We start from the raw sequence: 24,781 nt of genomic DNA, 5'->3' as shown, positions 1-24,781 counted from the left end.
CGGCAGATCCGACGGGAGGCACACGGCGCAAGGAACGAGCATACAAGAAATCGCGGATGGGCGCAAGGGCCGCGGGGGCGACCAGCCCATCCGCGTCGGCCGCTATATGCCTGGCGCGGGTGTTCTCCCGGGCTCTCCTGCCTGTCTGACTCGACCGGCCCGGCGGGGACTTCACACCGGGAACCTGCGACAGGAACAGCTCCGTACGCACAGAAGGATGGTGGGAAATGCTCCGTGAGTCAAGTAGGCGGCCCCTCCCCCGGTGTGTCGCGGCACGTCAGAGGCAGATCCGTGATTTCTGCGCCGGCGTCTTCAGCGGCGCTGGCAGCGCCGGAGCCCCGATGCGCCCCGGGCCGCACGGCGACCCGGCGCAGGCGGCGGCGCCCGCGTCCTCGCGAGCGGCTCCCGTTCCCGGGCATGCAGAAGGGCCGCCCCGCAGATGCGGGACGGCCCTTCAGGAGCAGTGCGACTGCCGTCGGATCAGGCGCGCGCCTCAGCGTGCGCCGGAGATCACTTGACGGAGACGGTCGCGCCGGCCTCCTCGAGCTTCGCCTTGGCAGCCTCGGCGTCGTCCTTCTTGACACCCTCGAGGACGGCCTTGGGGGCCTCGTCGACGAGCGCCTTGGCCTCCTTCAGACCGAGGGAGGTGAGGCCGCGCACCTCCTTGATGACGGCGATCTTCGCGGAACCGGCGGACTCGAGGATGACGTCGAACTCATCCTTCTCCTCCTCGGCGGCGGCCTCGCCACCGGCGGCAGCGCCACCGGCAGCAGCCACGGCCACGGGGGCGGCGGCGGTGACGTCGAAGACGTCCTCGAACGTCTTCACGAACTCAGAGAGCTCGATGAGGGACATCTCCTTGAAAGCTTCGATGAGCTCGTCGTTGCTGAGCTTTGCCATGGTGGCAATCCTTCCTGTTGGTGGGACCTGCGTCCCTGCGGTGTCAGGCGGCGCATGCGCGCCAGGTCTTTCGGTCCGACCGCTCCATGGGGAGCCGTCGGGGGACAGCGCTGAGGCTGTGGTGCGGAAGCCGTGAGCCGAGGCTCAGGCGGCCTCCTGCTTTGCCCGCAGCGCGTCCACGGTGCGCGCCGTCTTGGACAGCGGCGCCGCAAACACTGCGGCGGCCTTGGACATCGACGCCTTCATGGCGCCGGCTGCCTTGGCCAGCAGGACCTCGCGGGACTCGAGGTCCGCGAGCTTCTGGACGTCCTCCTTCGAGAGCAGCTTGCCCTCGAAGTAGCCGGACTTGACCACGAGGTTCTCGTGGGTCTTGGCGAAGTCACGCAGAGCCTTCGCAGGCTCCACCGGCTCGCCCTTGATGAAGGCGATAGCGGTCGGCCCGCTGAGCGTGCCGTCGAACACGTCGATGCCGGCCTCGCGGGCGGCGATCTCCGTGAGCGTGTTCTTCACCACGGCGTAGGTCGTCTCGGAACCCAGCGAGCGGCGGAGCTCCTTGAGCTCCCCCACGCTGAGCCCGCGATACTCGGTGATGACGGCGGCGTCGGAATCGCGGAACAGGTCCACGATCTCGGCGACGGCGTCGACCTTTTCGGGGTTCGCCATGGCCCTCCTTCCAGAGGTCTCTCGCCACCGGGTGAAGGCGTCCCAGGAACGGAAAAGGCCTCGACACGCAAGTGTCGAGGCCTCGATCGCACGGGAGCCGCACCGGCCAGGGCCGGACGGGCACGACCGTACGAGGGTCGCTTCTTCACCTGCGCAGGCCATCCCGGAGGGATTTCTTCGATCATCCTCGAGGTCGAGGACGACGACCGGCGGTCTTCGGTAGGTCCAGAGTAGACCAGAGCGGTGCGATGGCGCCATGGCGCGGGCGGCGTTCTGCGTCACATCGCTCAGATCCTCACCCGGCGCGCCTCACCGCATCGAGGATCGGCTCGCGGTCCACGCCGTGGCGAGCTCGCGGACGGTGCCGAAGCGCTCCGCCCGTGCCGGACACGTCGCTCGCTCGATGACCTCGGCGGTCTCCGCTCCCCCGCAGAAGTCCGCGAGGTCCTCGCTCAGGCCGGTCCCGAAATGTCGCACCATCCGGCCGAGGGTGAACACGGTGGTGCGCGCATCCAGCGGAGCGCCCAGCTCGAACTCCTCGGGAGCCATGAACCTGCTCGCGCCGAACATTCGGCCCATCTCGTTGGTGGAGGCGCCGCGCCGGTAGGTGTCGAGATCGATCAGGGTCAGATGCCCTGTGGCCAGGTCGACCATGAGGCACCCGTCGTACAGATCGCAGGCCACCCATCCGGCGGATTCCAGGGCGACATGGGCATCGAGCAGCTGATCGAAGACCGCCAGCCTGAGCTCCTCCGTGGCTGCGGCGAAACGTCGGTACGTCGACGTCGGATCCGCACGCTGCGCGGAGGGCGCTCCGACCAGCTCGCCGGGCGCCCGGTCGTAGACGAGGGCGGGGCCGTCGGCCGTCTCGATCACGGTGCGCAGCCGGGCGAGGACAGGGTGGTCGACGCTGCGCGCGATCTCCACGGCGGAGCGCAGCAGCCCGAGGCGACCGGCGTGGTCGAGATACGGGACAGCCGCTCCGGCGGGCGTCGGCGCCCGGGTCCCTGCCGTCTTGACGAAGAGATCCGCCCCTGGGGTCCTCACCAGCCAGGAGACGTTCCCCGAGTCCTGGGTGAGGTGGTCGTACCGGGCGAGGATCTCCCCCGCGGACACCACGAGCTCCTCCGCGGTCAGGTCGGTGCGGGTCAGCTCGAGGAGATCGGTCACCGGCTCACCGTAGCCGCCGGCGCCGCGCCGCACGCCCGGAACCCCGATGGTCCGGAACCTCACCCTCCGGACGCGTGCCCTTCAGAGTCCCGCCCCGGGGACAAGATTGTGCGACATCCCCGCCCCGGGGACGCGACTGTGCGCTGTGCTTCCAGAGCTGGAAGCACAGCGCACAACAGCGGGGCACCAGGCAGGGGCACGCTCCGGCTGGAGCCCCGGCACCGCACCGCACGCCCTGAGCATGACGACGCCCCGCCCACCGGATGGTGGACGGGGCGTCGTGATGCACCCTCTGGGGGCCGGGAGGCTCAGGCCTCGTCGGTGTCCTCGAGGAGGTTGCGCGTACGGTTCACGTCGACCGGGATGCCCGGGCCCATGGTGGTGGACACGGTGATCTTCTCGATGTAGCGGCCCTTCGAGGAGGACGGCTTGAGACGCAGGATCTCATCGAGCGCGGCGACGTAGTTCTCGACCAGATTGGTGTCGGAGAACGAGACCTTGCCGACGATGTAGTGCAGGTTGGCTGCACGGTCGGTGCGGAACTCGATCTTGCCGCCCTTTATGTCCGAGACGGCCTTGGTCACGTCCATGGTGACGGTGCCGGTCTTGGGGTTCGGCATGAGGCCGCGGGGGCCGAGCACGCGGCCCAGCTTGCCCACCTTGCCCATGAGGTTCGGCGTGGCCACGGCCGCGTCGAAGTCGGTCCAGCCGCCGGCGACCTTCTCGATCAGGTCGTCGTCGCCGACCTCGTCGGCGCCGGCCTCGCGGGCGGCGTCGGCCTGCGCACCGGTCGCGAAGACGATGACGCGGGCGGTCTTGCCGGTGCCGTTGGGCAGGTTGACGGTGCCGCGCACCATCTGGTCCGCCTTGCGGGGATCCACGCCCAGGCGCATCGAGACCTCGACCGAGGCATCGAACTTCGCGGGGGAGGACTTCTGCGCCAGACGCAGCGCGTCGAGCGGGGAGTATGCACGGCCGGCCTCGATCAGGGCCGCACCGTTCTTGTATGCCTTGCTACGGAAACCCATGTCGTCAGCCCTCCACCGTGATGCCCATGGAACGAGCGGTGCCCTCGACGATCTTCGCCGCGGCATCCATGTCGTTCGCGTTCAGATCAGGCATCTTGGTCTCCGCGATCTCGCGGACCTGTGCCTGGGTGATCTTGCCGACCTTGTCGGTGTGCGGGACGGCGGAGCCCTTCTGGAGGCCGGCGGCCTTCTTGATGAGCTCTGCGGCCGGCGGGGTCTTCGTGATGAAGGTGAACGAGCGATCCTCGTAGACCGTGATCTCGACCGGGACGATGTTGCCGCGCATGTCCGCGGTGCGATCGTTGTAGGCCTTCACGAACTCCATCATGTTCACGCCGGCAGCGCCGAGCGCGGGACCCACGGGCGGCGCAGGGGTGGCCTGGCCGGCCTGGATCTGGAGCTTGATGACGCTCGCGATCTTCTTCTTGGGAGCCATTGCTCTTCCTTACTGTGGTGTGGTCCGGGCGGAGCTCATCACGCGCTCCTCCCACTGCAGGACCCGGGCCCGCGCACGGCGGGAACAGGTCCGGGGTGCGACGTTACCTGCACGTCGCGGCGGCGTCGACCGGAATCGGGGGTGATCCCGGTCGTATTCGCGCTGCGCGGGGCAGCGCGCGCCGCTCAGATCTTGGCGACCTGGTCGAACGCCAGCTCGACCGGGGTCTCGCGCCCGAAGATGGACACCAGGACCTGGAGCTTCTGCGTCTCCGCATGGATCTCGGAGATCGTCGCCGGCATGGTCTCGAAGGGGCCGTCCATGACGGTGACGGACTCGCCGACCTGGAAGTCGGGGACCTTCTGCGCAGCGGCGGGGCGGCCCGCGGTCGAACCCGCGGCGCGCTTCTTCTCCGGCAGGCCGACGGACGGCGAGAGCATCGAGAAGATCTCGTCGAAGCTCAGCGGCGTCGGATCGGTCGCATTGCCGACGAAGCCGGTGACACCCGGGGTGTCACGCACGACTCGCCAGGACTCGGTGGTCAGCTCCATGCGGACCAGCACGTATCCGGGGACGCGCACACGGCGGACGATCTTCTTCTGGCCGTTCTTGACCTCGGTCGCGTCCTCCATCGGGACCTGGACCTCGAAGATGTACTCCTCCATGTCCTGGGTCTCGGTGCGCGTGGCCAGCTGGGTCTTCACGCGGTTCTCGTGACCGGAGTAGGAGTGGATGACGTACCACTCGCCGGGGGCGGCACGCAGGTGGCGCTTGAGCGTCACCAGCGGGTCCTCCTCCTCGGGCTCCTCGGAGGCGGACTCCTCGGAGGCGGCGGCCTCCTCGCCCTCGGCGGGCTCGACCTCGTCGTCGGCGTCGCCCTCGGCGGGCTCGCCCTCGTCGTCGACCGTGTCATCGGCGGCGGGGTCGTCCTCGGCCGCGGGGGCCTCCGTGTCTGCGGCGTCATCCTCGGAGTCCGCGGTCTCGACCTCGTCGACAGCACCGTCGGCCTGTGCGACCTCGCCGTCGGCCGGGACGGAATCCGTCTCGGCGGCGTCGGCGTCGGAGCCCGAGGCGGAGAAGGAGAGGGAGTCGTCGAGGTCCTCGTAGGACTCGTCGGGGGTAGCGGTCTGGTCGCTCATCGGCGGGAGTCTGCCTTCCTGGCGGCGTGGAACTGATCGGTCACGGTGCTGTGCGGGGTGCGGATCGGTCCGCGACTCACACGTCGGGGACCGTGAAGGCGATCCGGGACAGCCAGCTGAACGCGGCGTCGAGACCGAAGATCAGCAGGATCATGAAGACCACGAACAGCAGGACCGTGATCGTGTACAGGACCAGTTCCCGACGCGTCGGGGCGACGACCTTCCTCAGCTCCGCGAGGACCTGCCGGATGAACAGACCGATCGCCAGGAACGGGTTCTTCGACCCGGAGCCCTGGGCGTCGGCACCGGTGGGCGTCGACGGGGCGTTCTGGCTGGAGTTCACTCTGGCTGTCCGATCTCGTCGAGGTCATCCGCATCCGGTCGGGTGACCCCGACCGGACCGGCAGGGCAGACAGGGCTCGAACCTGCAACCTGCGGTTTTGGAGACCGCTGCGCTACCAATTGCGCCACTGCCCTTCATGAGGAACGAGCCTCATGAGGTCTTTCGCGAACCCCCGGAAGGGTCCAGCGATTCGGACCAGCGACCAGCATACAAGGCGCGGGGACCTGGTGCGAATCGACCGGCGTCAGATCACATTCCGAGGAGACGCAGGCCACTCCCCCGGACTCCTCCCGCACCCTCCCGGGACTCCCCCGGGCCGACTCCCCCGCCCTGTCGTCGCGGGGCGCAGCCCGCTCCGACCGGGCCGTCACCGGCGACGATCCGTGCGCCGTCCACCAGCGGGTCGATCTGGCGGCGGACGGCGAGCTCTGCCACGATGGTCCGGTGACCACCGACGATGCCAGCATCTCCGCGACCAGCCCGCAGTCCTCCTCGCATGCCGAGCAGCATGCCCGCGTCTCGCAGCGCGTGGGAGCGATCCAGCCCTCCGCGACCCTCGCGGTCGACGCCACGGCCAAGGCGCTCAAGGCCGCCGGCCGCCCCGTGATCGGCTTCGGCGCCGGCGAGCCCGACTTCCCCACCCCGCAGCACATCGTCGCCGCGGCGATCGAGGCGGCGCAGGATCCGGCCACTCACCGCTACTCCGCCACCGGCGGCCTGCCCGACCTCAGGGCGGCCCTCGCGGAGTCCTTCTCGGCGTCGACCGGCCTGGAGATCGACCCCTCCCAGGTGCTCGTGACCAACGGCGGCAAGCAGGCCGTCTTCCAGACCTTCGCGACCCTGCTGGATCCGGGCGACGAGGTCATCCTGCCCGCGCCGTACTGGACCACCTACCCCGAGGCGATCCGGCAGGCCGGAGCCGTCGAGGTGCCGGTCCTGGCCGGCGTGGAGCAGAACTACGTGCCCACCGTCGACCAGCTCGAGGCCGCCCGCACGGAGAACACCAGGGCCCTCCTGCTCTGCTCGCCCTCCAACCCCACCGGCGTGGTCCTCTCCCCCGAGCAGGTCACCGAGATCGGTCGCTGGGCGCTCGAGCACGGGATCTGGGTCGTGACCGACGAGATCTACCAGGCCCTGACCTACGAGGGCATGCCCTTCACCTCGGTGCTGAAGGCCGTCCCCGAGCTTGCCGAGACCACGGTGCTGCTCGGCGGCGTGGCGAAGTCCTTCGCGATGACCGGATGGCGCGTGGGCTGGATGGTGGGCCCCGCCGACGTCATCAAGGCCGCGACGAACCTCCAGTCGCACCTCACCTCGCACGTCAACAACATCGCCCAGCGTGCGGCGCTGGCGGCGCTGACCGGCCCCACCGAGCCGGTCGAGGAGATGCGCGTCGCCTTCGACCGTCGGCGCCGGCTGATCGTCGAGAAGCTCTCGCAGGTCCCGGGCTTCACCGTCCCCACCCCCACCGGGGCGTTCTACGCCTTCCCGGACGTCTCCCAGGCGTTGGGCCGGACGATCCGCGGTCGCGAGATCACCACCTCCACCGAGCTGGCGACCGTCATCCTCGAGGAGGCCGAGGTCGCCGCGGTGCCCGGCGAGGCGTTCGGCGCCCCGGGCCACCTGCGCTTCTCCTACGCGCTCGGCGACGATGACATCCGCGAGGGCATCGACCGGGTGATCGCGCTGCTGTCCGAGTGATCATCGGGCGATGAACACGGCCGAGGGCGGGCAGCGCGACCTCTCCGCGCTGCCGAAGGCGCATCTGCACCTCCACTTCACGGGGTCGATGCGCCCGTCCACGCTGAGGGAGCTCGCCGAGGAGCGCGGGATCCGTCTGCCCCGCTCCCTCACCGACGACGTCGCCCTGCAGGTCGAGCCGACCCGTCGCGGCTGGTTCCGCTTCCAGCGCCAGTACGACGCGGCCCGCGCCGTGGTCGACTCCGAGGCGGCGATGCGGCGGATCCTCCACGAGGCCGCCGAGGACGACGCCGCCGAGGGATCAGGACGTCTCGAGCTGCAGGTGGACCCCACCAGCTACGCCCCGTTCGTGGGCGGTCTGACCCCGGCGATCGAGATCCTGCTGGACCAGGCCGTGCGCTCCGAGCGCGAGACCGGTGTCAGCATCGGGATCGTCATCGCCGCCTCCCGCACCCGGCATCCGCTGGACGCCCGAATGCTCGCCCGGCTCGCGGCGCGGCACGCGGGGGCCGTGATCGGCTTCGGGCTCTCCAACGACGAGCGGCGCGGCTCGACGGCGGAGTTCGCGCCCGCCTTCCGGATCGCCCGGGACGCCGGCCTGCTGTCCGTCCCTCACGGCGGCGAGCTGCTGGGCCCCGCCCATGTGCAGGACGTGGTGGAGAATCTGCACCCGGACCGGCTGGGGCACGGGGTGCGGGCGGCCGAGGACCAGGCCCTGCTCGACGCGGTGGTCGAGGCCGGGATCGGTCTCGAGGTGTGCCCGGCCTCGAACGCCTCGCTCGGCGTGGTCGAGCAGGCGGCCGACGTGCCCCTGCGCCGCCTGGTGGACGCCGGGGCGAGGATCGCCCTGGGAGCCGACGATCCGCTGCTGTTCGGCTCCCGCCTGGTGGACCAGTACGAGACGGCCCGTGCGATGGGGTTCGGGGACACCGAGCTCGCGGACCTCGCCGCCTCGTCGATCCAGGTCTCCTCCGCACCGGAGACGGTCAAGGAGGGCCTGCTGGCCGGGGTGCGGGACTGGCTGGCCTGAGCGCGTCGCCGCCCGGCGGCCGAGCTCAGCGGTCCTGCCGCAGAGCTCGGCGACCCTGCAGCGGGGCTCAGCGGTCCTGACCGGCCCCGTCGGAGGGCAGCGCGAGGAAGAAGACCGGGGCGTCGAAGCCCTGGTCGGCGAAGGCCGCCGCGATCGACTCGGCGACTGCCTGTGCCTGGTCGGCCTCGACCAGTGCGATGGTCGAGCCGCCGAAGCCGCCGCCGGTCATGCGGGCGCCGTGGGCGCCGGCCGCACGGGCCGCGTCGACCGCGACGTCGAGGTGCGGGACGGTGACCTCGTAGTCCTCGCGCAGCGAGTCGTGCGAGGCGTTCAGCAGGGCGCCGAGCTCGGCGACGTGCTCGCGGACGGTGCCGCTCGCCAGCAGGGCGTCGAACTCCCGCACCCGCTGGATCTCCGTGATCACGTGGCGGGCGCGGCGGCGCACCACCTCGTCGTCGATGCGGGCCAGGAACGCGTCCAGCTGCGCCGGATCGGCGTCGCGCAGCGTGGGCAGATCGAGCGCCTGCGCGGCGCTCTCGCTGTCCGCGCGGCGCGCGGTGTACTCGCCGTCCACGTGGGAGTGCTCGGCGCGGGTGTCCGTGATGAGCAGCGCCAGGTCCTGCGAGGCGAGATCCCACGGCACCGGGCGGGTGGAGAAGTCGCGGCAGTCGAGGTAGAGCGCGTGGCCCTCGCGGGAGAGGACGGAGGCGGACTGGTCCAGCCCGCCCGTGGAGGCGCCGGCGAAGTCGGTCTCGGCGGTGATCGCGGCGCGCACGCGGTCCAGCGGTCCGGTGCCGAGGCTCAGCAGGTCCTCGATGGCCTCCGCGGCGGCGCACTCCAGCGCGGCCGAGCTGGACAGACCCGCGCCGAGCGGCACCTGCCCGTCGATCAGGATGTCCATGCCCCGGGTGGAGGCGCCCGAGATCCGGGAGCTGAGCGCCCACAGCACGCCTGCCACATAGGCGGGCCAGCCGGAGACGGCCTCGGCGGTCAGCTCGCGGGCGTCGATGTCCAGCACGGTCTCGTCCTGGGCGGAGCGCAGGCGCAGCCGGTTCGTGGGCGTGCGTGCGGCGGCGGCGAAGCAACGGTGGGAGATCGCCATCGGGAGGCACAGGCCGTCCTGGTAGTCGACGTGCTCGCCGATGATGTTCACGCGGCCGGGGGCCGACCAGACACCGTCGGGCGCGTACCCGAAGGACTCCTCGAACAGCTTCGCCGCCCTGTCCGCGGCGACGGACCGCTCGGGAGCGGCGGAGAGCTCCACCGCGGCCCGATCGGTGCCCGTGGCGGCAGGCGCGTGAGCAGTGCGGGAATCGGTGCTGGTCATGAAGTTCCTTCCGGAGCGGACAGTGGCCGGGCGCGAGGAGGACGACCTTCGCCCGGCACGCCGACGGAGAGTCTAACCGTCATCACGACAAGAGCACAGGACGGGACATTCAGGGTCGCACCGCGAGACAGGACACCGACGGAGCCGGGATCGGCTCCCCTGCCGAGGCGAGCTCCTCGTCGCGGCGACGGAGCACATCGATGCGGTCCGCCCCCTGGGCCGCGACCAGCACCAGGTCCTCCAGCTGGGTGAAATGGCGCGGATGCTCCCCCACCTCGATCTCGGTCACCAGCTGCGGACGCATCGGCGCCAGCGAGAGCAGCGAGAGGGTGTCGGGCCCCCGGTTCGCGACCAGGAGCGCGGACTCATCCGCGGTCAGCTCGATGTGGGAGACCGCGTTCGGCTCCTCGCTCCCGCTGGCGGGGATCATCGAGCGCACGCTCCAGCGGTGCGTGGGACCCTCCAGCGCGGAGGGCAGTCGGCTCTGCGACGAGCTCTCGCCCCGCACGGCGGTGGCGACCATGCCCGAGCGCTCGCAGGCGATGTGGAGCTGCTCGGATTCATGATCCGCCGCGAGATGCCGCGGACCGCTGCCCCGGCTGAGCGGGATCTCGCCCGCCAGATCGATCATCCCCTCGGTGTCCTGGCGGTACAGCAGCACCCGGTCCAGGCCGAGATCCGGGACCGCGAGCACGCGCGTGCCGGGGAGGGCGACGACCTGATGCGGGTGCGGATCGTCGTCGGCGCCGGCTTCGTCCCCGCGCTCGAGGAGCTCGCGGTGGTCGTCCAGGTCGATCTGCTGGATCGGCCTGCCCTCGGCATCCAGCCGCACCGTGGCCACGGTGCCCGCGCCGTACTGCGCCACGATCAGGGTGGAAGGAACGGTTCCGCGGCTCAGATGGCATCCGCCCGAGCCCTCCAGGACCAGGTCGCCGATGACCTCGGCCTCACGGCCGTCGGCCGAGACCCGCATGGCGACCACCCGGGTGGGATCGGTCTCCAGCACGGCGTGCAGCACGCTCCCGTCCTCGCTCCACAGGACGAACGACGGGTCGGGCAGGTCCACGACCGCGAGCCGCTCCACCACCGGCGCTCCGCCGTCCCCCTCGGTGGTCAACGACAGGATCTCGATGCCGGGGCCGCGGCCGGAGCCGCTGCGGGAGTACCCGCCGGCGGCGATCAGGGCGGTACGGGTCATAAGGTCACTCCTCGCGGTCGGGGCGCCGGCCCGTGCCGTCCTCGAGGTCCGAGGGCGGCTCGAGGTCCTCGAGGAACGAGAGATCATCGAACATCGTCGAGGACAGCGCTGTCATCTCTCCGGTCATCGTAGACGGCTCGATCACCGCAGCGCCGTGACGGCGCCGCATCCGGCGCGACCCCAGCGAGAGCCGGCGGCGTCGCAGCGTGGTGAACGGCGAGGAGATGGCCGGCGTGTAGGCGATGCCGCTGCGACGGAAGTACGGCATCAGACGGGAGGCGAGCAGCTGTCCCAGCACCACGCCGGCGGCGATCGCCACCGCCACCTCGGCCGCGCCGATCAGCTCGGCGACACCGGCGCTGAGATCCTCCTCGAGGCCCAGGAGCCCCTGGTAGATGCGGCTGCCGGGGACGAGCGGGATGACTCCGGACATCACGAACGCGAGGGACGGTGCCCGCATCCGGTCGCCGAGCGCGGTCGCGACCAGGCCGGCCGCGAAGGCGGCGATGGCGACGGCGACCGTGCGATCCAGGAAGGCGCTGCTCAGCAGATGGGCGATGATGCCGGAGCCCGAGGCGACGAGCGCACCGGCCAGCAGCAGCCGGGCGGGGACCTGGGTGCCGACCCCGTAGCCCAGCCCCATGCCGAGGCCGGAGATGACGACCACCACCGCCGTGGTGAAGGTCAGCGGCATCCCGGCGCTCACGGAGACGTCGGCCCCGACCAGGTCGGCCAGCAGGAGCCCGAGGCGCACGCCGGCGACGATGCCGACGGTGAGCATGAGGGTCTCGAGCATGCGCCCGGCCGCCGTGATGTACCAGCCCGTGACGGCATCCTGCACAGCGCTGATCGAGGAGAGGCCCGCCAGCTGCACGATGATGCAGGAGACGACCACGATCGACGGGCTCTGGCTGGAGTCGAGGAGGGCGACGATCGCCGCGGCGCCGACGGCGATGAAGCCGCCCAGGGCCTGGCCGTAGAAGGGCGGGATGTTCCAGCGGGCCAGCAGCTCGCCGAGGGCGATCAGCAGTCCGGCGGCGAGGGTCGCGGCGATGACCACCAGGCTGCCCGCACCGAAGAAGAGGGCTGCGGCACCGCCCATCACGGCGAAGCCCGAGACCACGAGCGGGATGCGGTAGAGGGGCTGACGCTGCGGGATCGCCGAGGCCTGGCGGCGCGCCTCCTCGAGCGGCAGATCGCCGGAGAGGTAGCCGTGGGAGATGTCCTCGAAGGCCGCCAGGCGGGCGAAGTCCTGCACCCGCGCGCTCGCCGAGCGCACCCTGGTGAAGGGGGTCGAGGACTCGTCCGCGAGGTAGGAGATCGTCACCTCGTTGAAGGTGACCTGGACCGAGACGTTGCGCAGACCGGAGGAGCTGGTCACCCGCAGCACGGTCGCGGTGACCTCCGAGGCGGCCGCGCCATTGGTCAGCAGGCCCTCGCCGATCCTCATGGCGAGGTCGAAGACGGCGTGGAGCCGGGCGGAATCGGTGGGCACGGATCGATCGTGCCATATCGGTCCCCCGCCGTCGCACCCCGCGCCGTGCCGGGTGGTTCACAGTCCGACCCGTCGGCGCTCGGGCGCCTCAGAGGTTGGGCGAGGAGGAGAGCACGCCGAGGGCGACGGCGAGCAGCACCAGCACCGCGACGTCGAGCCCGCGCGACCGGACGGCCAGGGCACCGACGGTCCGCACCGGGAGCACCGCCCGCAGGATCGCCAGGACGCCGAGCAGCCCGGCCAGCATCGCTCCGGCCAGCGAGGCGGAGACCAGCACGCCGACCACGACGACGGCCGCGAGGGCGCAGAGGGCGACGACGAGCACCGCCTGGCGTCGCAGGGCCGCGGACAGGCTGAAGGGTGAGGATCGCTGCGGCACGCGCCCATCGTACGGGGCATCCACCCGGCACTCTCCCGTTAGGCTGGCCGTGGTCGGCAGCGCCGTCGACCACCGAGCGACCTGGAGGACTCCTTCACATGACCAGCCCCGGTTCGACGCCAGACCTCACCACTCGCACGGAGCATGATCTGCTCGGCGATCGAGAGGTCCCCGCCGACGCCTACTACGGTGTGCAGACCCTGCGAGCGCAGGAGAACTTCCACATCACCGATGTCCCGCTGAGCCACTTCCCCCGCCTGATCGAGGCGCTGGCCCAGGTGAAGCGGGCCACCGCTCGCGCCAACCGCGGCCTGGGCACCCTCGACGAGGAGCGCGCGGCCGCCATCGAGGAGGCGTGCCAGGAGATCGTCGGCGGCTCCCTGCACGAGAACTTCGTGGTGGACATGATCCAGGGCGGCGCCGGGACCAGCACCAACATGAATGCCAACGAGGTGATCGCCAACCGCGCGCTCGAGATCCTCGGCCATTCCAAGGGCGAGTACCAGCACCTGCACCCCAACAACCACGTCAACCTGGCCCAGTCCACCAACGACGTGTACCCCACCGCCGTGCGTCTGGCGATCCTGCTGACCTTCCCGGCTCTGGTGGAGTCGATGGATCACCTGATCACCACGCTGCGCGCCAAGGGCGCCGAGTACTCGCAGGTGCTGAAGATGGGCCGCACCCAGATGCAGGACGCGGTCCCCATGACGGTCGGCCAGGAGTTCAACGCCTGGGCCACCACCATCGAGGAGGACGTGGAGCGCCTCAGCCGCACCGCCTCGGCATTCCAGGAGATCAACCTGGGTGCCACGGCGATCGGCACCGGCATCACCACCGACCCGCGGTACGCGCAGCGGGCCACCGAGGAGCTCTCCGCGCTCACGGGCATCGACTTCATGGTCGCGGCCGACCTCGTCGAGGCCACGAGCGACACCGGCGCCTTCGTGACCTTCTCCGGGATCCTGCGCCGCATCGCGGTGAAGATCTCCAAGATCTGCAACGACCTCCGCCTGCTGTCCTCCGGGCCGCGAGCCGGCTTCCACGAGCTGAACCTCCCGGCGGTCCAGCCGGGCAGCTCGATCATGCCGGGCAAGGTGAACCCGGTGATCCCGGAGGTGGTCAACCAGGTCGCCTTCGAGGTGATCGGCAACGACCTCACGGTCGCCTTCGCCGCGGAGGGCGGGCAGCTGCAGCTGAACGCCTTCGAGCCGGTGATCTGCTTCAACATCCTCGAGTCCACGCGCATCATGACCCGTGCGATGAACACGCTGGCCGATCGCTGCATCGCCGGGATCACGGTCAACGAGGACGTGCTCGAGGAGGACCTGCGCCGGTCGATCGGCGTGGTCACGGCCCTGGTGCCGGTGATCGGCTACGGCCCGGCGACGGACGTCGCCGCCACCGCTCTGAAGACGGGCCGCCCGGTCGCCGAGCTGGTGCTCGAGCGGGGCCTGCTGGACGAGGCACGCCTGAAGGTGCTGCTCTCCCCCGCCGCGATGACCAGCCCTCACCGCTCGACGCCCACGGGCACGATGGCGGTCCTGCCCGACGATCAGCTCGACTCCGGGGAGATCACTCGCCTGCCCGAGGACTCACAGGGCTGAGCCGACGCGGTGACGCCCCGCGCCGCGCGGGGCGTCATCGCGGCTCACTCGTCGGCCTCCTCCATCTTGCCGCGCATGACGAGCTTGGGATCGGGCACGCCGACGACCTCGTGGTCCTTGCCGTCGTACTCGAACTGGGAGAGGAAGTAGCGCATCGCGTTGAGCCGAGCGCGCTTCTTGTCGTTGGAGCGGATGATCGTCCACGGTGCGTACTTCTTGTCCGTGCGGCGGAACATCTCCTCCTTGGCCTGCGTGTACGCCTCCCAGCGATCCAGGGACTCGAGGTCCATCGGGGAGAGCTTCCAACGGCGCACCGGATCCAGCTGGCGGATCGCGAAGCGGGTGCGCTGCTCCTTCTGGGAGACCGAGAACCAGAACTTGGTGACGAAGATGCCGGAGTCCACGAGCATCCGCTCGAAGTAGGGCACCTGGTTCATGAAGGTCTCGTACTGCTCGGGCGTCGCGAAGCCCATCACGCGCTCGACTCCGGCGCGGTTGTACCAGGAGCGGTCGAAGAGCACCATCTCGCCCTCGGTGGGCAGGTGCTGGATGTAGCGCTGGAAGTACCACTGCCCGCGCTCGCGGTCGCTGGGCTTGTTCAGGGCCACCACACGGGCGGTGCGGGGGTTGAGGTGCTCGGTGAAGCGCTTGATGGTGCCGCCCTTGCCGGCCGCGTCCCGCCCCTCGAAGATGACGATCGACTTCTGGTCGTTGTCCTCGAGCCAGTACTGGTACTTCAGCAGCTCCACCTGGAGCTTGTACTTCTCGAGCTCGTACTCGTCCCGGTCCATGCGGGTCTCGTACGGGTAGCCCTCCTGCCAGGTGTAGACCGGGTTGCCCTGGGGGTCGATGAGGTCGGGGTCGGGCGTGTGACCGTCCTGGACCGAGTAACCCTCTTCCCGCAGATGCTCGATGTACTCGCGCAGGCTCTGGTTGTCGGGGATCTTCACGCTCGCTCCTTCACACGCTGGGGTATGGGACCAACTCTAGAGGCCCTGGATGTCCGGACGGTGAACAGCGCGGTCGCCGTCGCGGCGGAGACGGCGCGCCCCGCCCCGCAGCCTGCGGGACGGGGCGCACCGACCGGTGGGTCGGGAGGGTCGCCTCAGTGGGCGAAGTGCCGGGTCCCGGTGAGGTACATGGTCACGCCCGCGGCGCGGCACGCCTCGAGGACCTCCTCGTCACGGATCGAGCCGCCGGGCTGGACGATCGCCCGCACCCCGGCATCGATGAGGATCTGCGCGCCGTCCGCGAAGGGGAAGAACGCATCCGAGGCCGCGACCGCCCCGCGGGCGCGCTCCGGGGCCTGCTCGCCCTCGGCGTGGGCTCCGAGGGTGTTCGCCCGCTCGACCGCCAGACGGCAGGAGTCCAGGCGGTTGACCTGGCCCATCCCGATGCCGACGGCGGCGGAGTCCGTGGCCAGCAGGATCGCGTTGGACTTCACCGCGCGGATCGAGCGCCAGGCGAAGGCGAGATCGGCGAGGGTGGCCTCGTCGGCGGCCTCCCCCGCGGCGAGCGTCCACTGCGAGGGGTCGTCGCCCTCGGCGTCGATGACGTCGGCGTCCTGGAGCAGCATCCCGCCCCAGATCTCCCGCATCTCGACGCCACGGGAGTACTCGCCGGCCAGGCGCAGGATCCGCAGGTTCTTCTTGGTGCGCAGCAGCTCGAGCGCCTCGTCCTCGTACTCCGGGGCCAGGATGACCTCGGTGAAGATCGGCTTGACCTGCTGGGCCATCGCCAGGGTGACGGTCCGGTTGGAGGCGATGACGCCGCCGTAGGCGGAGAGCGGGTCGGTGCCGTGGGCGCGCACGTGGGCGAGGGCGATGTCCTCGTCCTCGCCGGCCACGGCGACGCCGCAGGGGTTGTTGTGCTTGACCACGGCGACCGCGGGACCGGAGTGGTCGTGGGCGGCGCGCACGGCGGCGTCGGCGTCGATGTAGTTGTTGTAGCTCATCGCCTTGCCGCCGAGCTGCTCGGCGCCGGCGAGGCCGGGGGCGTTCTCGTCGGTCACGGCCAGACGGGCCCGCTGGTGCGGGTTCTCGCCGTAGCGGAGGGTCGCGGTGATGCCGATCTCGGCGGCGTCGGCGTCGGAGAGGTCCAGGACGCTGACCTCCGCCTCGCCGGCGAGCTCATCGTCCTCGACCTCGCCGCCCTCGGTCTCCTCGGCGTCGGCGGAGTTCTCGAGCTGCTCGATCATCCAGTCGCTGATCGCGTCGTCGTACTCGGCGGTGCGGGTGAAGGCGATGGTGGCGAGCTGTTGGCGCTCGTCGAGGGTGAAGCCTCCCTCGGCGGCGGCCTCGGCCGCGATCGGGTAGCCCTCGGGGTCGACCACCACGGCGAGGGCGGCGAAGTTCTTCGCGGCCGCGCGCACCATGGTGGGGCCGCCCACGTCGATCTTCTCGATGATCTCGTCGAAGCTGCCGCCGGCGGCGACGGTCTCGGTGAAGGGATAGAGGTTCACGACCACCAGGTCGAAGGGATCGATCTGGTGGGCCTTCAGCTGCTCCTGGTGGGAGGCGAGGCGCTGGTCGGCGAGGATCCCGCCGTGGATGCGGGGGTGGAGGGTCTTGACGCGGCCGTCGAGCATCTCGGGGAAGCCGGTGACCGTCTCGACATCGGTGACCGGGATCCCGGCCTCGCGGAGGGTGCTCCCGGTGGACCCGGTGGAGACGATCTCGGCGCCGTTCTCGACGAGGGCGCGGGCGAGGTCGACGATGCCGGTCTTGTCGAAGACGGAGAGGAGGGCTCGGCGGATGGGGCGGCGTTCTGCGGTGCTCACGTGGCGTGCTCCTTGTCGGATCTGCTGATGCGGCGGGCACCCAGGCGGTCGATGCTCGCAGTCGTCACTCCCCGGTGGTCCCCCACCTTCGCCAGTCGTGTGGGTCCAGTCTATCGGGCGGCGGCCGACGGGCAGGCCTCAGGAGACGGCTGTGAGACGCCGCACGACGTCCACCAGGAGCGGCTGCTCGACGGCCTTGATCCGCTCGTGGAGGCTCGCCTCGGTGTCGTCGTCGAGGACCTCGACCGCCGCCTGGGCGAGGATCCGCCCGGTGTCCACGCCGGCGTCGACCTCGATGACGCTGCACCCGGTGATCTTCACGCCGTGGGCGAGGGCGTCGCGCACCCCGTGGGCGCCCGGGAAGGAGGGCAGCAGGGCGGGATGCGTGTTGACGATCCGCCCGCCGAAGGACTCCAGCATCGGAGGCCCGACGAGCTTCATGAAGCCTGCCAGCACCACGAGCTCGGGGCGTGCCTCGGCCACGGCCGCGGCGAGCGTCCGGTCCCAGGCGGCCCGGTCGGGGTGGTCGGCGAGTCGGACGACCTGCGTGGGGATGCCCTCGGCCCGGGCGTGCGCGAGGCCGGAGGCGTCGCGATCGGCGATCACGGCCACCACCTCATAGGGGCAGTCCGCGGCGCGCGCGGCGGTGAGGAGGGCGGCGAGGTTCGAGCCGCTGCCGGAGATGAGGACGACGATGGGGAGGCGGGTCACTCCGCCAGCCTAGCCGCGCCGCCGGGCGGCCGGGCGAGCGGTTCCCACTCGGAGCGGGCACAATGGACCCGATGAACAGCGACTCCTCCTCCGGCCCCTCCACGGACCGGCCGGCTCCCCGGTCCCGCCGCCTCGCCGGCGCGCTGGCCCTGGTGATGCTGGCCTCGTGGTTCCTGATGCTCTCGCCGCTGCCCTACGCGCTGTTCTCCGGGGTCACCGGGCTGGTCGCCCTGGTGCTCCTGATCCTGCTGATCATCCGGGCGATCCGGGACCGCCGCTACTCGATGGCGGTTCTCGGCACGCTCCTGGGGATCCCGGCGATGCTGCTGATCATCGCCAACGCCTCGCTCTCCGCCGCCTTCTACGGGCCGATGTCCGAGCTCGAGCAGTGCCGTGCGACGGCGATCACCGAGCAGGCGCGCATCCAGTGCGATGCCGACGCCAAGGGCTCGATGGCCGAGTGGGTCAGCGGTCTTCTCGGCGGCTGAACCAGGACCGGCGGCGCGAGCTGCTCCCGGGATCCGTCCCCTCGGCCTCCGGTGCGGGATCCGTCGAGGGGTCCTGCGCACCGTCGGGGTCGGCCTCCGACGCCTCGTCCGCGGAGGTCGCCGAGGATGCCGATCCGGCCGAGGCTGCGGAGACAGCTGAGGAGGCGGATCCAGCTGAGGCGGCGGATCCCCGTCGGGCGAACCGCGCCAGCACCGCACGCCGCTCCGCCTCGTGGTCCTCGCCCTCCTCGTCACCGCCGGAACCGGTGCGCCGCGACCGTCCGAAGCGTCCGGTGCTCTCCCCGGTCGACTCGCTGCGCTCGGCCGACTCGACCCGCGCCCGCAGGGAGCCGACGGCACCGCGCGAGTACGGGACCAGCGGGGAGGCGAGCACCGCGAGCACGATGCCCGTGCTCACCACCACCACGCCGATCAGCGGCAGCGCCAGCGTGCTCATCTGCGGCCCGAGGTGCACCAGGCGGCCGTCGCCGATCCCGCCCGTGGAGAGGCCCGCCAGGAGCAGCACGGAGACGATGACCGCGGCCGGATAGGCGACCCAGGCGATGATCCGCTCACGGCGTTCGAGATCGGCGACCGCCCGCACCAGATGCACCGCTCCGAGCGCGACGGGGAGGGCCGGGAGGATCATCAGCAGCCAGATCGCCGCGGGGAAGTCACCCGGTCCGGGAAGGGCTCCGAGCAGGGGGAGCGCCGGGAGCACACCGGTCTCCGCGCCGTCCAGAGAGATCCCGGTGGAGGTGCCGACCCCGATGGTGCCGCCCAGCAGCACGGTCAGCGCCCACACCGCCACCAGCGGCAGCAGCGCGAGCTGGACCAGGGTGAGCACGAGACCGCCGATGATGCCGGGACGGAGGCTGTCGAAGAGAGCCGCCTGTGCCGGCACGGAGAACAGCATCATCACCACGAGGAGCGCCATGCCGAGGCCGAGCAGTCCGATCACGGCCATCAGCACGGCGCGGGCGACGTCGCCGTACGGGGCCGGGAGCAGCCCGAGCACGCGCACGCCGGGCACGGTCTCCGTCGGCTCCCGCCGCAGCGACCACAGCAAGCCGCACAGGCCGCCGATCACGGCGACCATCAGGCCCGAGACCACCGCCGAGGTGACCACCGGGGAGGCGTCCGAGCTGCGCCCGATGCCGGCGAGGACCGCCAGACCGATCGCGTACACCAGCGCGTAGGCGCCCAGGGCCGAGCCGGCGTCCCGCAGCGCACCGCTGCGCAGCAGTCCGTCGTCGCGCACCGGGCGCAGGGCGCGGCCCACGCGGCGCATCGAGAGCGCCGAGAGCACCAGCAGCAGGAGCAGCAGGCCGAAGGGGGTCACGGTGACGGGACCGTCGATGACCCCGGTGCTGAGCATGATGCCGCCGCCGTGGCCGAGCACCAGGATGCTCAGGCCGATGAGGATGGCGTCCAGGGCGGTCGCGGTCGAGGCGGAGCCGGCGACCTGGGCGGCGAGCGCGGGCACCACCACCACGGCGAGGGCGATGCCGAGCGCGGAGAGCGCCCCGAGCACACCCCGGACCAGGGGTGTCGCGATGCTGTCGACTGGGCTGCTCACGCGCGTGCTCCTAGGGGAAGGGTCTCGGCGGGGTCGCGGAACCGGGCTCCGGGGCGGCCCCGGGGAGGAGGTCGCCGGTCCATGGTCGCACCTCGGCGGGGTGCTCCTGCGCATCTGGGATCGGGACGCGGGTCACGGCGGAGGACCCGCCCGGTGTCGCATAATGGCGAGGATGTCTGCCACCTTCCTGCCCTCCGAGGCCACCGACGTGCCGCCGGTGGTGCTGCACGTCCGCACCCTGCGCATCGAGGAGGACGTGGACCTGCTGGGACACGTCCCGGCCGAGGTCAGCGGTGCCTGGCTGCGCCATGGGCAGGGGATGGTGGCGCTGGGCACGGCGTGGTCGGTGAGCGCCGTGGGTCCGCTTCGCTTCGCGGCGGCCGGGGCCGCCTTCCGTGATCTCGCCGCGCGCGCCCGCGTGGACGATGAGGTGCGGGTGCGCACCAGCGGACTGATCGCACTGGGCTCCTTCTCCTACGCCGATGCCTCGCAGCGGCCGTCGACCCTGATGGTGCCGCGGGCGCTGCTGGGCGTGCACGACGGGGAGTCGTTCCTCACCGTCGTCGGGGTCGACGAGGAGCCGACGCCGCCCACCTCCTGGCGCGATCTGTTCCCCTCCTCCCCCACCCCGGTCCCCACGCAGGAGCCGCTCGAGGTGGAGCCGGATCACACCCCCGACGAGTACCAGGCCCTGGTGCGAGCCGCGGTGTCGGAGATCCGCGAGGGGCGCGCCGAGAAGGTGGTGCTCTCCGAGCGGACCACCGTGCGCACGCCGGAGCCGGTCTCCCCCGCCGTGATGCTGACCCGTCTGGCACGCGCCTACCCCAGCACCTGGGTGTACCACCTGGAGGACGTGGTGGGCGCGAGCCCGGAGATGCTCGCGCAGACCGAGGACGGCCGGGTCTTCTCCCGGGTCCTCGCGGGCTCGCGGCCCGTGGCCGACGACGGCGAGCTCGACGAGGTCGACCGCCGCGCCTTCCGCTCCGACTCCAAGGAGCTCTCGGAACACGCCTTCGCCGTCGACTCGGTGGTGGAGCGCCTGGAGGGCCTGGCCGAGGAGCTCGAGGTCTCCCCCGAGCCGTTCGTGCTGCGCCTGCCCGGGCTGGAGCACCTCGCCTCCGATGTCTCGGCCCGGCTGCGCAACGGCGCCACCAGCCTCGACGTCGCCTCCCGGCTGCATCCCTCGGCCGCCGTCTCGGGCACTCCCCGGGAGCGGGCCGACGAGATCATCTCGCGCCTGGAGCCGCACGACCGCGGCGGCTACGCCTCCCCGGTGGGATGGATGGACGCCGCGGGCGACGGCCAGTGGGCGATCGCCCTGCGGATGGCGCATCTGGTCGATGAGCGGACCGTGGTGCTGCAGGCCGGCGGAGGCCTGGTCGCGGCCTCCGACGCGGTCTCCGAGCATGCCGAGGCGCTCGCGAAGTGCCGGCCGATGCTGCGGGCCCTGCGCGGCGAGCACGGCGCCTGACCCGCAGCCTCTCAGGAGGGCCGCTGGGCGAGGGTGACCTCGACCGTCTGGGTGGTGCCGTCGCGCACCACCTCCAGGTGATGGGTCGAGTCGACCTCCATCCCGCGCACCACTCCGGTCAGCGCCGCGGCGCCGCCGACGGGGATGTCGTCCACCCCGGTGATGAGATCGCCCTCGCGCAGCGAGGTCCCTGCGGCGGGTCCGCCGGGTTCGATGCTGACCACCTCGGCGCCGCTGTGGGTGGCGTCCCCGGAGGACGTCGTGCCGTCCGTGGTGGTCACGCCGAGGAAGGCGTGGTCAGCGGTGCCGTCCTCCTGGAGCTGGCGGGCGATCATCATGGCGGTGTCGGACGGGATCGCGAAGCCCAGCCCGATGCTCCCGGCCTGTCCGGAGGCGCCGGGGATGCCGGCGATCGCGGTGTTGATGCCGATCACCTGGCCGGCGGCGTCCACCAGCGGGCCGCCGGAGTTCCCGGGGTTGATCGCGGCGTCGGTCTGGAGGGCCGAGGTGTAGGTCGCCTCGGACTGTCCGCCCTGCTCGCCCTGCTCGCCGCCGGCGGTGACCGGACGATCGACCGCGGAGATGATGCCGGTGGTGACCGTGTTCTCGAGGCCGAGCGGGGTGCCCAGCGCCATCGCCGGCTGACCGACCTCGACGCTCGAGGAGTCCGCGAAGACCGCGGGCACCAGGCCGTCCGGCGGGGAGTCCAGGCGGATCACGGCGAGGTCCGTGGTGGGATCGGTGCCCACCACGGTCGCGGAGTAGCTCGCTCCCTCCGTGGTGGTGACCTGGACCGCCTGCGCCCCGTCGACGACATGGTTGTTGGTGAGGACCGAGCCCTCCTCGTCCAGGACCACGCCGGTGCCCTGGCTGGTGCCGCCGCTGGTGCTCACCTGGATCGCGACGGCGCTCGAGGAGACCTTGCCGGCGACCGCGGACCAGTCCGGGGTCTCCCCGGTGGAGACCGACGCCGGCCGGGCGTCGGTGCCTCCGTCGGAGGCGGGCTGGGAGGCCGCCACCGGGTCGGGCTCCAGGAAGTGGTCGTAGGCCATCACCCCGCCGAAGGTCGCTCCGCTGGAGAGCACCATCCCCAGGACCACCAGGGCGCCGACCCCACCCCAGCCGGGGCCGCGGCGCTGCGGCGCCGGGACGGCGGGTCCCGCAGGCGTCGCCGAGGCTGTCGCGAGGTCCGGTCCGAACGGAGACGGGGACCCGACGCCCGACGGGCCGCCGGGACCGGCCGGATGAGCGGTCGGGTACGCGGTCGGTGCTCCGTTCCAGGCAGGAGCCGAGGAGGTGGAGGGGGGCGGGTCCGCGGACCAGCCGGTGCCCGCAGGGGCTCCCATCGGTTCCAGCCGATCGGTCGGGGCGTCCTGGACGGGGAACGCCGCCGGCTGCGCCGCGTCGGGTCCTGCCGGGGTGCCGGTGGGCGGGCCGCCGTCGGCCGCGCTCTGGGGGATCGTGCCGTCGTGCGGGAGATCCTCGTGCGACCTGCCGCCGTCGAACCTGCCGGCGGCGTCCTGGGGGAACCGATGCGGAGCGTTCTCGTCGTTCATGGGAGTCATATCAGCATCGCTGGTCAAGAATTCGTCGAGACAGTGCTGGGTGTCTGCTGGACGACCAGGACCCGCAGACCCTGACCGGGCGCCGCGAGGGCCTCGGGCAGCTCGTCCGGGGCCAGCTGCTGGGCCGTCGCGCCGAGAGCACGGGCGGCCGCTGCGATGTCCGCCCCGTGCGGGGTGGTGAAGAAGCGCCGCAGGAGGGCGGGCGGCGCGGCCGCGTGCTCCAGACCGGAGAAGATCCGACCGCCGCCGTCGTCGACGACGATCACGTCCAGCTCCGGGCGCTCCTCCTCCGGCCCGATCAGCAGTCCGGTCAGGTCATGCAGCGCGGTCAGGTCGCCCACCAGCAGCCGCACCCGGCCGCCCTCCGTCCGTGCGCCGCGCGCCAGGGAGAGACCGCCTGCCATCGCGGTGGTGCCGTCGATCCCGGCGAGGCCGCGGTTCGCGATGACCCGTGCCTCGGTGGGGCCGGCGTGCTGCTCGAGGTCGCGCACCAGGCTCGAGGAGCCGAGCACGAGCACGTCGGAAGGACCCGAGACCTCCCAGACGTCGAGCGCGGCGCGCTGCTGCCAGGTGGTCGGCAGCGCGGCGGTCGCGGCGGCGGCGCCCGCCCGCCACTGCTCGAGGCGCTGCTCGCGGTCCGCCCTGTCGGGGCTCTCCTGCTCCTGCCCGTCGGCGACGGGGACCACGACGCTCGCGCGACGGGCCACGTCGGCCCAGTCGAGCTGGGGGTCGACCACGACCACCTCGACATCCTCGGCTCCGAGCAGGGCACCGACCACCGGGCGGGAGAGGGTGGGGTGACCGAGCACGATCACCCGACGGGGACGCAGCGGATGCTCCGGATCGGACATCACCTCACGCAGCAGCGCGGGGTATCCCGGGACCAGGCTCTGCCCGTGGCGGGCACCGGAGCTGGGCTCGGCCAGCAGCGGCAGTCCGTGACGGGCGGCGAGCTCGGCGGCCGCCGGCCCGGCGCCGTCCCCGGCGACCACCACGGTGCGTGCGTCGACCGGGACCGGGTGCGCGGCCGGCGGTGCGGGGCGCTCGCGGCGGGTCAGCACGATCCGCTCCGGCGGGGTGTGCCCGGGTCCGTCCGAGAGATCCGGCGCCGGTCGCGGCACCAGCGGATCCCGGAAGGAGAGGTTCAGGTGGACCGGCCCGGGATGCTCCGCGACGGCGACGGCGAAGGCCCTGGCCGCGGTGGAGACGGCGGTGCGCAGCTCGACCGGGGTGGCGCGCTCCGCCGTGGGGGCGGGGAGGTCCACCGCGAGGCGGGCCAGGGAGCGGAACATGCCGGCCTGGCGGGTGGTCTGGTTCGCCCCCACCTCCCGCAGCTCGGCGGGGCGGTCCGCGGTGATCACCAGCAGCGGGATCCGCGAGTGGTGGGCCTCCATCACCGCCGCGTGCAGATGCGCGGTCGCGGTGCCGGAGGTGGTGACCACCGCAGCCGGGTGACTCGGACCGTGGCGGCCGATGCCCAGCGCGGTGAACGCCGCGGCCCGCTCGTCGATGCGCACGTGGGCGCGGATCCGCTCCCCCACCTCGGCGGCGGCCAGCGCGTAGACCAGCGGCGCGGAGCGCGAGCCCGGCGCGAGCACGGCGTCCCTCACCCCGAGCGAGGCCAGGGCGCTCCACAGGGCGATCGACTGGTCGACCGCCCCGGAGCCGGAGGGGCTCGGCGCGTCGATCCATGCCGGGGAGGGTGACGGGGCCGCTGACTCATGCACCCGGCCAGGATAGTCACGCCCGCTGAGCCCGGGCCCGAGACGAGA

The 24,781-nt window shown here is 71.8% G+C and carries 22 protein-coding genes, 1 tRNA gene and 1 riboswitch; of the genes, 5 read left to right on the top strand and 18 right to left on the bottom strand.

Annotation, left to right across the window (positions count from 1 at the left end; translation table 11 throughout):
• Nucleotides 1-510: 510 nt before the first annotated feature.
• The 8 genes from rplL to CFK41_RS04475 all read right to left on the bottom strand — a co-directional run bounded on the left by rplL (nt 511) and on the right by CFK41_RS04475 (nt 5,813).
• The gene (gene rplL, locus CFK41_RS04510) at nt 511-900 is read right to left on the bottom strand and encodes a 50S ribosomal protein L7/L12 (protein ID WP_096798594.1); all 390 of its coding nucleotides are present in this window, start codon (nt 898-900) and stop codon (nt 511-513) included.
• A 144-nt stretch (nt 901-1,044) separates the two neighbouring features.
• The gene (rplJ, locus tag CFK41_RS04505; RefSeq protein ID WP_096798593.1) at nt 1,045-1,563 is read right to left on the bottom strand and encodes a 50S ribosomal protein L10; all 519 of its coding nucleotides are present in this window, start codon (nt 1,561-1,563) and stop codon (nt 1,045-1,047) included.
• Between the two features lie 309 nt (nt 1,564-1,872).
• Nucleotides 1,873-2,733: a serine/threonine-protein kinase gene (locus CFK41_RS04500; RefSeq protein ID WP_151904675.1), complete on the bottom strand. Its 861-nt coding sequence runs from the start codon at nt 2,731-2,733 to the stop codon at nt 1,873-1,875.
• 308 nt (nt 2,734-3,041) lie between these two features.
• Nucleotides 3,042-3,761, bottom strand: a complete 720-nt coding sequence (gene rplA, locus CFK41_RS04495; RefSeq protein WP_096798591.1) for a 50S ribosomal protein L1 — start codon at nt 3,759-3,761, stop codon at nt 3,042-3,044.
• A gap of 4 nt (nt 3,762-3,765) precedes the next feature.
• The gene (rplK, locus tag CFK41_RS04490) at nt 3,766-4,197 is read right to left on the bottom strand and encodes a 50S ribosomal protein L11 (RefSeq protein ID WP_096798590.1); all 432 of its coding nucleotides are present in this window, start codon (nt 4,195-4,197) and stop codon (nt 3,766-3,768) included.
• Nucleotides 4,198-4,382: 185 nt separating this feature from the next.
• Nucleotides 4,383-5,336, bottom strand: a complete 954-nt coding sequence (gene nusG / locus CFK41_RS04485) for a transcription termination/antitermination protein NusG (RefSeq protein WP_096798589.1) — start codon at nt 5,334-5,336, stop codon at nt 4,383-4,385.
• 76 nt (nt 5,337-5,412) lie between these two features.
• Complete coding sequence (gene secE / locus CFK41_RS04480; protein ID WP_096798588.1) at nt 5,413-5,679, bottom strand: preprotein translocase subunit SecE; 267 nt, start codon at nt 5,677-5,679, stop codon at nt 5,413-5,415.
• 61 nt (nt 5,680-5,740) lie between these two features.
• Nucleotides 5,741-5,813: transfer RNA gene (locus CFK41_RS04475), tRNA-Trp, on the bottom strand.
• 310 nt (nt 5,814-6,123) lie between these two features.
• Between CFK41_RS04475 and CFK41_RS04470 the strand changes: the two genes are divergently transcribed.
• Both CFK41_RS04470 and CFK41_RS04465 read left to right on the top strand, forming a co-directional pair.
• Complete coding sequence (locus CFK41_RS04470) at nt 6,124-7,380, top strand: pyridoxal phosphate-dependent aminotransferase (protein ID WP_096798587.1); 1,257 nt, start codon at nt 6,124-6,126, stop codon at nt 7,378-7,380.
• Between the two features lie 10 nt (nt 7,381-7,390).
• Nucleotides 7,391-8,410 (top strand): adenosine deaminase, encoded by a 1,020-nt coding sequence (locus CFK41_RS04465; protein ID WP_096798586.1) that lies wholly within the window; start codon nt 7,391-7,393, stop codon nt 8,408-8,410.
• Between the two features lie 67 nt (nt 8,411-8,477).
• On the opposite strand, the gene galK is transcribed toward CFK41_RS04465, so the two are convergent.
• The 4 genes from galK to CFK41_RS04445 all read right to left on the bottom strand — a co-directional run bounded on the left by galK (nt 8,478) and on the right by CFK41_RS04445 (nt 12,809).
• On the bottom strand, nt 8,478-9,737 hold the full coding sequence (gene galK / locus CFK41_RS04460) for a galactokinase (protein ID WP_096798585.1): 1,260 nt from the start codon (nt 9,735-9,737) through the stop codon (nt 8,478-8,480).
• A 109-nt stretch (nt 9,738-9,846) separates the two neighbouring features.
• Nucleotides 9,847-10,935 (bottom strand): lactonase family protein, encoded by a 1,089-nt coding sequence (locus tag CFK41_RS04455; RefSeq protein WP_096798584.1) that lies wholly within the window; start codon nt 10,933-10,935, stop codon nt 9,847-9,849.
• Between the two features lie 4 nt (nt 10,936-10,939).
• Nucleotides 10,940-12,430 carry a threonine/serine exporter family protein gene (locus tag CFK41_RS04450; RefSeq protein WP_096798583.1) on the bottom strand — a complete coding sequence of 497 codons (1,491 nt, stop codon included), beginning with the start codon at nt 12,428-12,430 and terminating at the stop codon, nt 10,940-10,942.
• 88 nt (nt 12,431-12,518) lie between these two features.
• Nucleotides 12,519-12,809 (bottom strand): DUF3017 domain-containing protein, encoded by a 291-nt coding sequence (locus CFK41_RS04445; RefSeq protein ID WP_096800936.1) that lies wholly within the window; start codon nt 12,807-12,809, stop codon nt 12,519-12,521.
• 98 nt (nt 12,810-12,907) lie between these two features.
• Between CFK41_RS04445 and CFK41_RS04440 the strand changes: the two genes are divergently transcribed.
• A complete protein-coding gene (locus tag CFK41_RS04440; RefSeq protein ID WP_096798582.1) occupies nt 12,908-14,416 on the top strand; it encodes an aspartate ammonia-lyase in 1,509 nt (502 codons plus the stop codon).
• 44 nt (nt 14,417-14,460) lie between these two features.
• On the opposite strand, the gene ppk2 is transcribed toward CFK41_RS04440, so the two are convergent.
• The 3 genes from ppk2 to purN form a co-directional block, all read right to left on the bottom strand.
• Nucleotides 14,461-15,366 carry a polyphosphate kinase 2 gene (gene ppk2, locus CFK41_RS04435; protein ID WP_096798581.1) on the bottom strand — a complete coding sequence of 302 codons (906 nt, stop codon included), beginning with the start codon at nt 15,364-15,366 and terminating at the stop codon, nt 14,461-14,463.
• A 155-nt stretch (nt 15,367-15,521) separates the two neighbouring features.
• Entirely contained in the window at nt 15,522-17,195 is a 1,674-nt protein-coding gene (gene purH / locus CFK41_RS04430) for a bifunctional phosphoribosylaminoimidazolecarboxamide formyltransferase/IMP cyclohydrolase (RefSeq protein ID WP_096798580.1), read from the bottom strand.
• A gap of 31 nt (nt 17,196-17,226) precedes the next feature.
• A riboswitch (ZMP/ZTP riboswitch) is annotated at nt 17,227-17,304 on the bottom strand.
• Nucleotides 17,305-17,333: 29 nt separating this feature from the next.
• Nucleotides 17,334-17,906 carry a phosphoribosylglycinamide formyltransferase gene (gene purN, locus CFK41_RS04425; RefSeq protein ID WP_096798579.1) on the bottom strand — a complete coding sequence of 191 codons (573 nt, stop codon included), beginning with the start codon at nt 17,904-17,906 and terminating at the stop codon, nt 17,334-17,336.
• A 71-nt stretch (nt 17,907-17,977) separates the two neighbouring features.
• On the opposite strand from purN, the gene CFK41_RS04420 reads away from it, so the two are divergent.
• The gene (locus CFK41_RS04420; protein ID WP_227873206.1) at nt 17,978-18,394 is read left to right on the top strand and encodes a hypothetical protein; all 417 of its coding nucleotides are present in this window, start codon (nt 17,978-17,980) and stop codon (nt 18,392-18,394) included.
• Here CFK41_RS04420 and CFK41_RS04415 read toward each other — a convergent pair.
• Nucleotides 18,372-19,973 carry a cell division protein PerM gene (locus CFK41_RS04415; protein WP_227873205.1) on the bottom strand — a complete coding sequence of 534 codons (1,602 nt, stop codon included), beginning with the start codon at nt 19,971-19,973 and terminating at the stop codon, nt 18,372-18,374. The two genes, CFK41_RS04420 and CFK41_RS04415, sit on opposite strands and share 23 nt — an antisense overlap.
• A gap of 172 nt (nt 19,974-20,145) precedes the next feature.
• Between CFK41_RS04415 and CFK41_RS04410 the strand changes: the two genes are divergently transcribed.
• Nucleotides 20,146-21,444 (top strand): isochorismate synthase, encoded by a 1,299-nt coding sequence (locus CFK41_RS04410; RefSeq protein WP_151904674.1) that lies wholly within the window; start codon nt 20,146-20,148, stop codon nt 21,442-21,444.
• Nucleotides 21,445-21,455: 11 nt separating this feature from the next.
• Here the strand turns inward: CFK41_RS04410 and CFK41_RS04405 are convergent, their stop codons facing one another.
• The gene (locus tag CFK41_RS04405; RefSeq protein WP_096798576.1) at nt 21,456-23,000 is read right to left on the bottom strand and encodes a S1C family serine protease; all 1,545 of its coding nucleotides are present in this window, start codon (nt 22,998-23,000) and stop codon (nt 21,456-21,458) included.
• Nucleotides 23,001-23,023: 23 nt separating this feature from the next.
• Nucleotides 23,024-24,736, bottom strand: coding sequence for a 2-succinyl-5-enolpyruvyl-6-hydroxy-3-cyclohexene-1-carboxylic-acid synthase (gene menD, locus CFK41_RS04400; protein WP_096798575.1), 1,713 nt, complete (start codon nt 24,734-24,736; stop codon nt 23,024-23,026).
• Nucleotides 24,737-24,781: the final 45 nt, after the last annotated feature.

The sequence above is a fragment of the Brachybacterium ginsengisoli genome (assembly GCF_002407065.1).
In the GTDB taxonomy this organism is placed as follows: Bacteria; Actinomycetota; Actinomycetes; order Actinomycetales; family Dermabacteraceae; genus Brachybacterium; species Brachybacterium ginsengisoli.
The sequence above is the reverse complement of the archived record's forward strand: the minus strand, read 5'-3'. Positions and strand labels throughout refer to the sequence as shown.

What these genes read in the sequence shown, in the direction of transcription:
- rplL (WP_096798594.1), bottom strand. Translation starts at nt 900, where the DNA reads ATGGCAAAGCTCAGCAACGACGAGCTCATCGAAGCTTTCAAGGAGATG.
- rplJ (WP_096798593.1), bottom strand. Translation starts at nt 1,563, where the DNA reads ATGGCGAACCCCGAAAAGGTCGACGCCGTCGCCGAGATCGTGGACCTG.
- rplA (WP_096798591.1), bottom strand. Translation starts at nt 3,761, where the DNA reads ATGGGTTTCCGTAGCAAGGCATACAAGAACGGTGCGGCCCTGATCGAG.
- rplK (WP_096798590.1), bottom strand. Translation starts at nt 4,197, where the DNA reads ATGGCTCCCAAGAAGAAGATCGCGAGCGTCATCAAGCTCCAGATCCAG.
- nusG (WP_096798589.1), bottom strand. Translation starts at nt 5,336, where the DNA reads ATGAGCGACCAGACCGCTACCCCCGACGAGTCCTACGAGGACCTCGAC.
- CFK41_RS04465 (WP_096798586.1), top strand. Translation starts at nt 7,391, where the DNA reads ATGAACACGGCCGAGGGCGGGCAGCGCGACCTCTCCGCGCTGCCGAAG.
- galK (WP_096798585.1), bottom strand. Translation starts at nt 9,737, where the DNA reads ATGACCAGCACCGATTCCCGCACTGCTCACGCGCCTGCCGCCACGGGC.
- CFK41_RS04455 (WP_096798584.1), bottom strand. Translation starts at nt 10,935, where the DNA reads ATGACCCGTACCGCCCTGATCGCCGCCGGCGGGTACTCCCGCAGCGGC.
- CFK41_RS04440 (WP_096798582.1), top strand. Translation starts at nt 12,908, where the DNA reads ATGACCAGCCCCGGTTCGACGCCAGACCTCACCACTCGCACGGAGCAT.
- CFK41_RS04420 (WP_227873206.1), top strand. Translation starts at nt 17,978, where the DNA reads ATGAACAGCGACTCCTCCTCCGGCCCCTCCACGGACCGGCCGGCTCCC.
- CFK41_RS04410 (WP_151904674.1), top strand. Translation starts at nt 20,146, where the DNA reads ATGTCTGCCACCTTCCTGCCCTCCGAGGCCACCGACGTGCCGCCGGTG.
- CFK41_RS04405 (WP_096798576.1), bottom strand. Translation starts at nt 23,000, where the DNA reads ATGAACGACGAGAACGCTCCGCATCGGTTCCCCCAGGACGCCGCCGGC.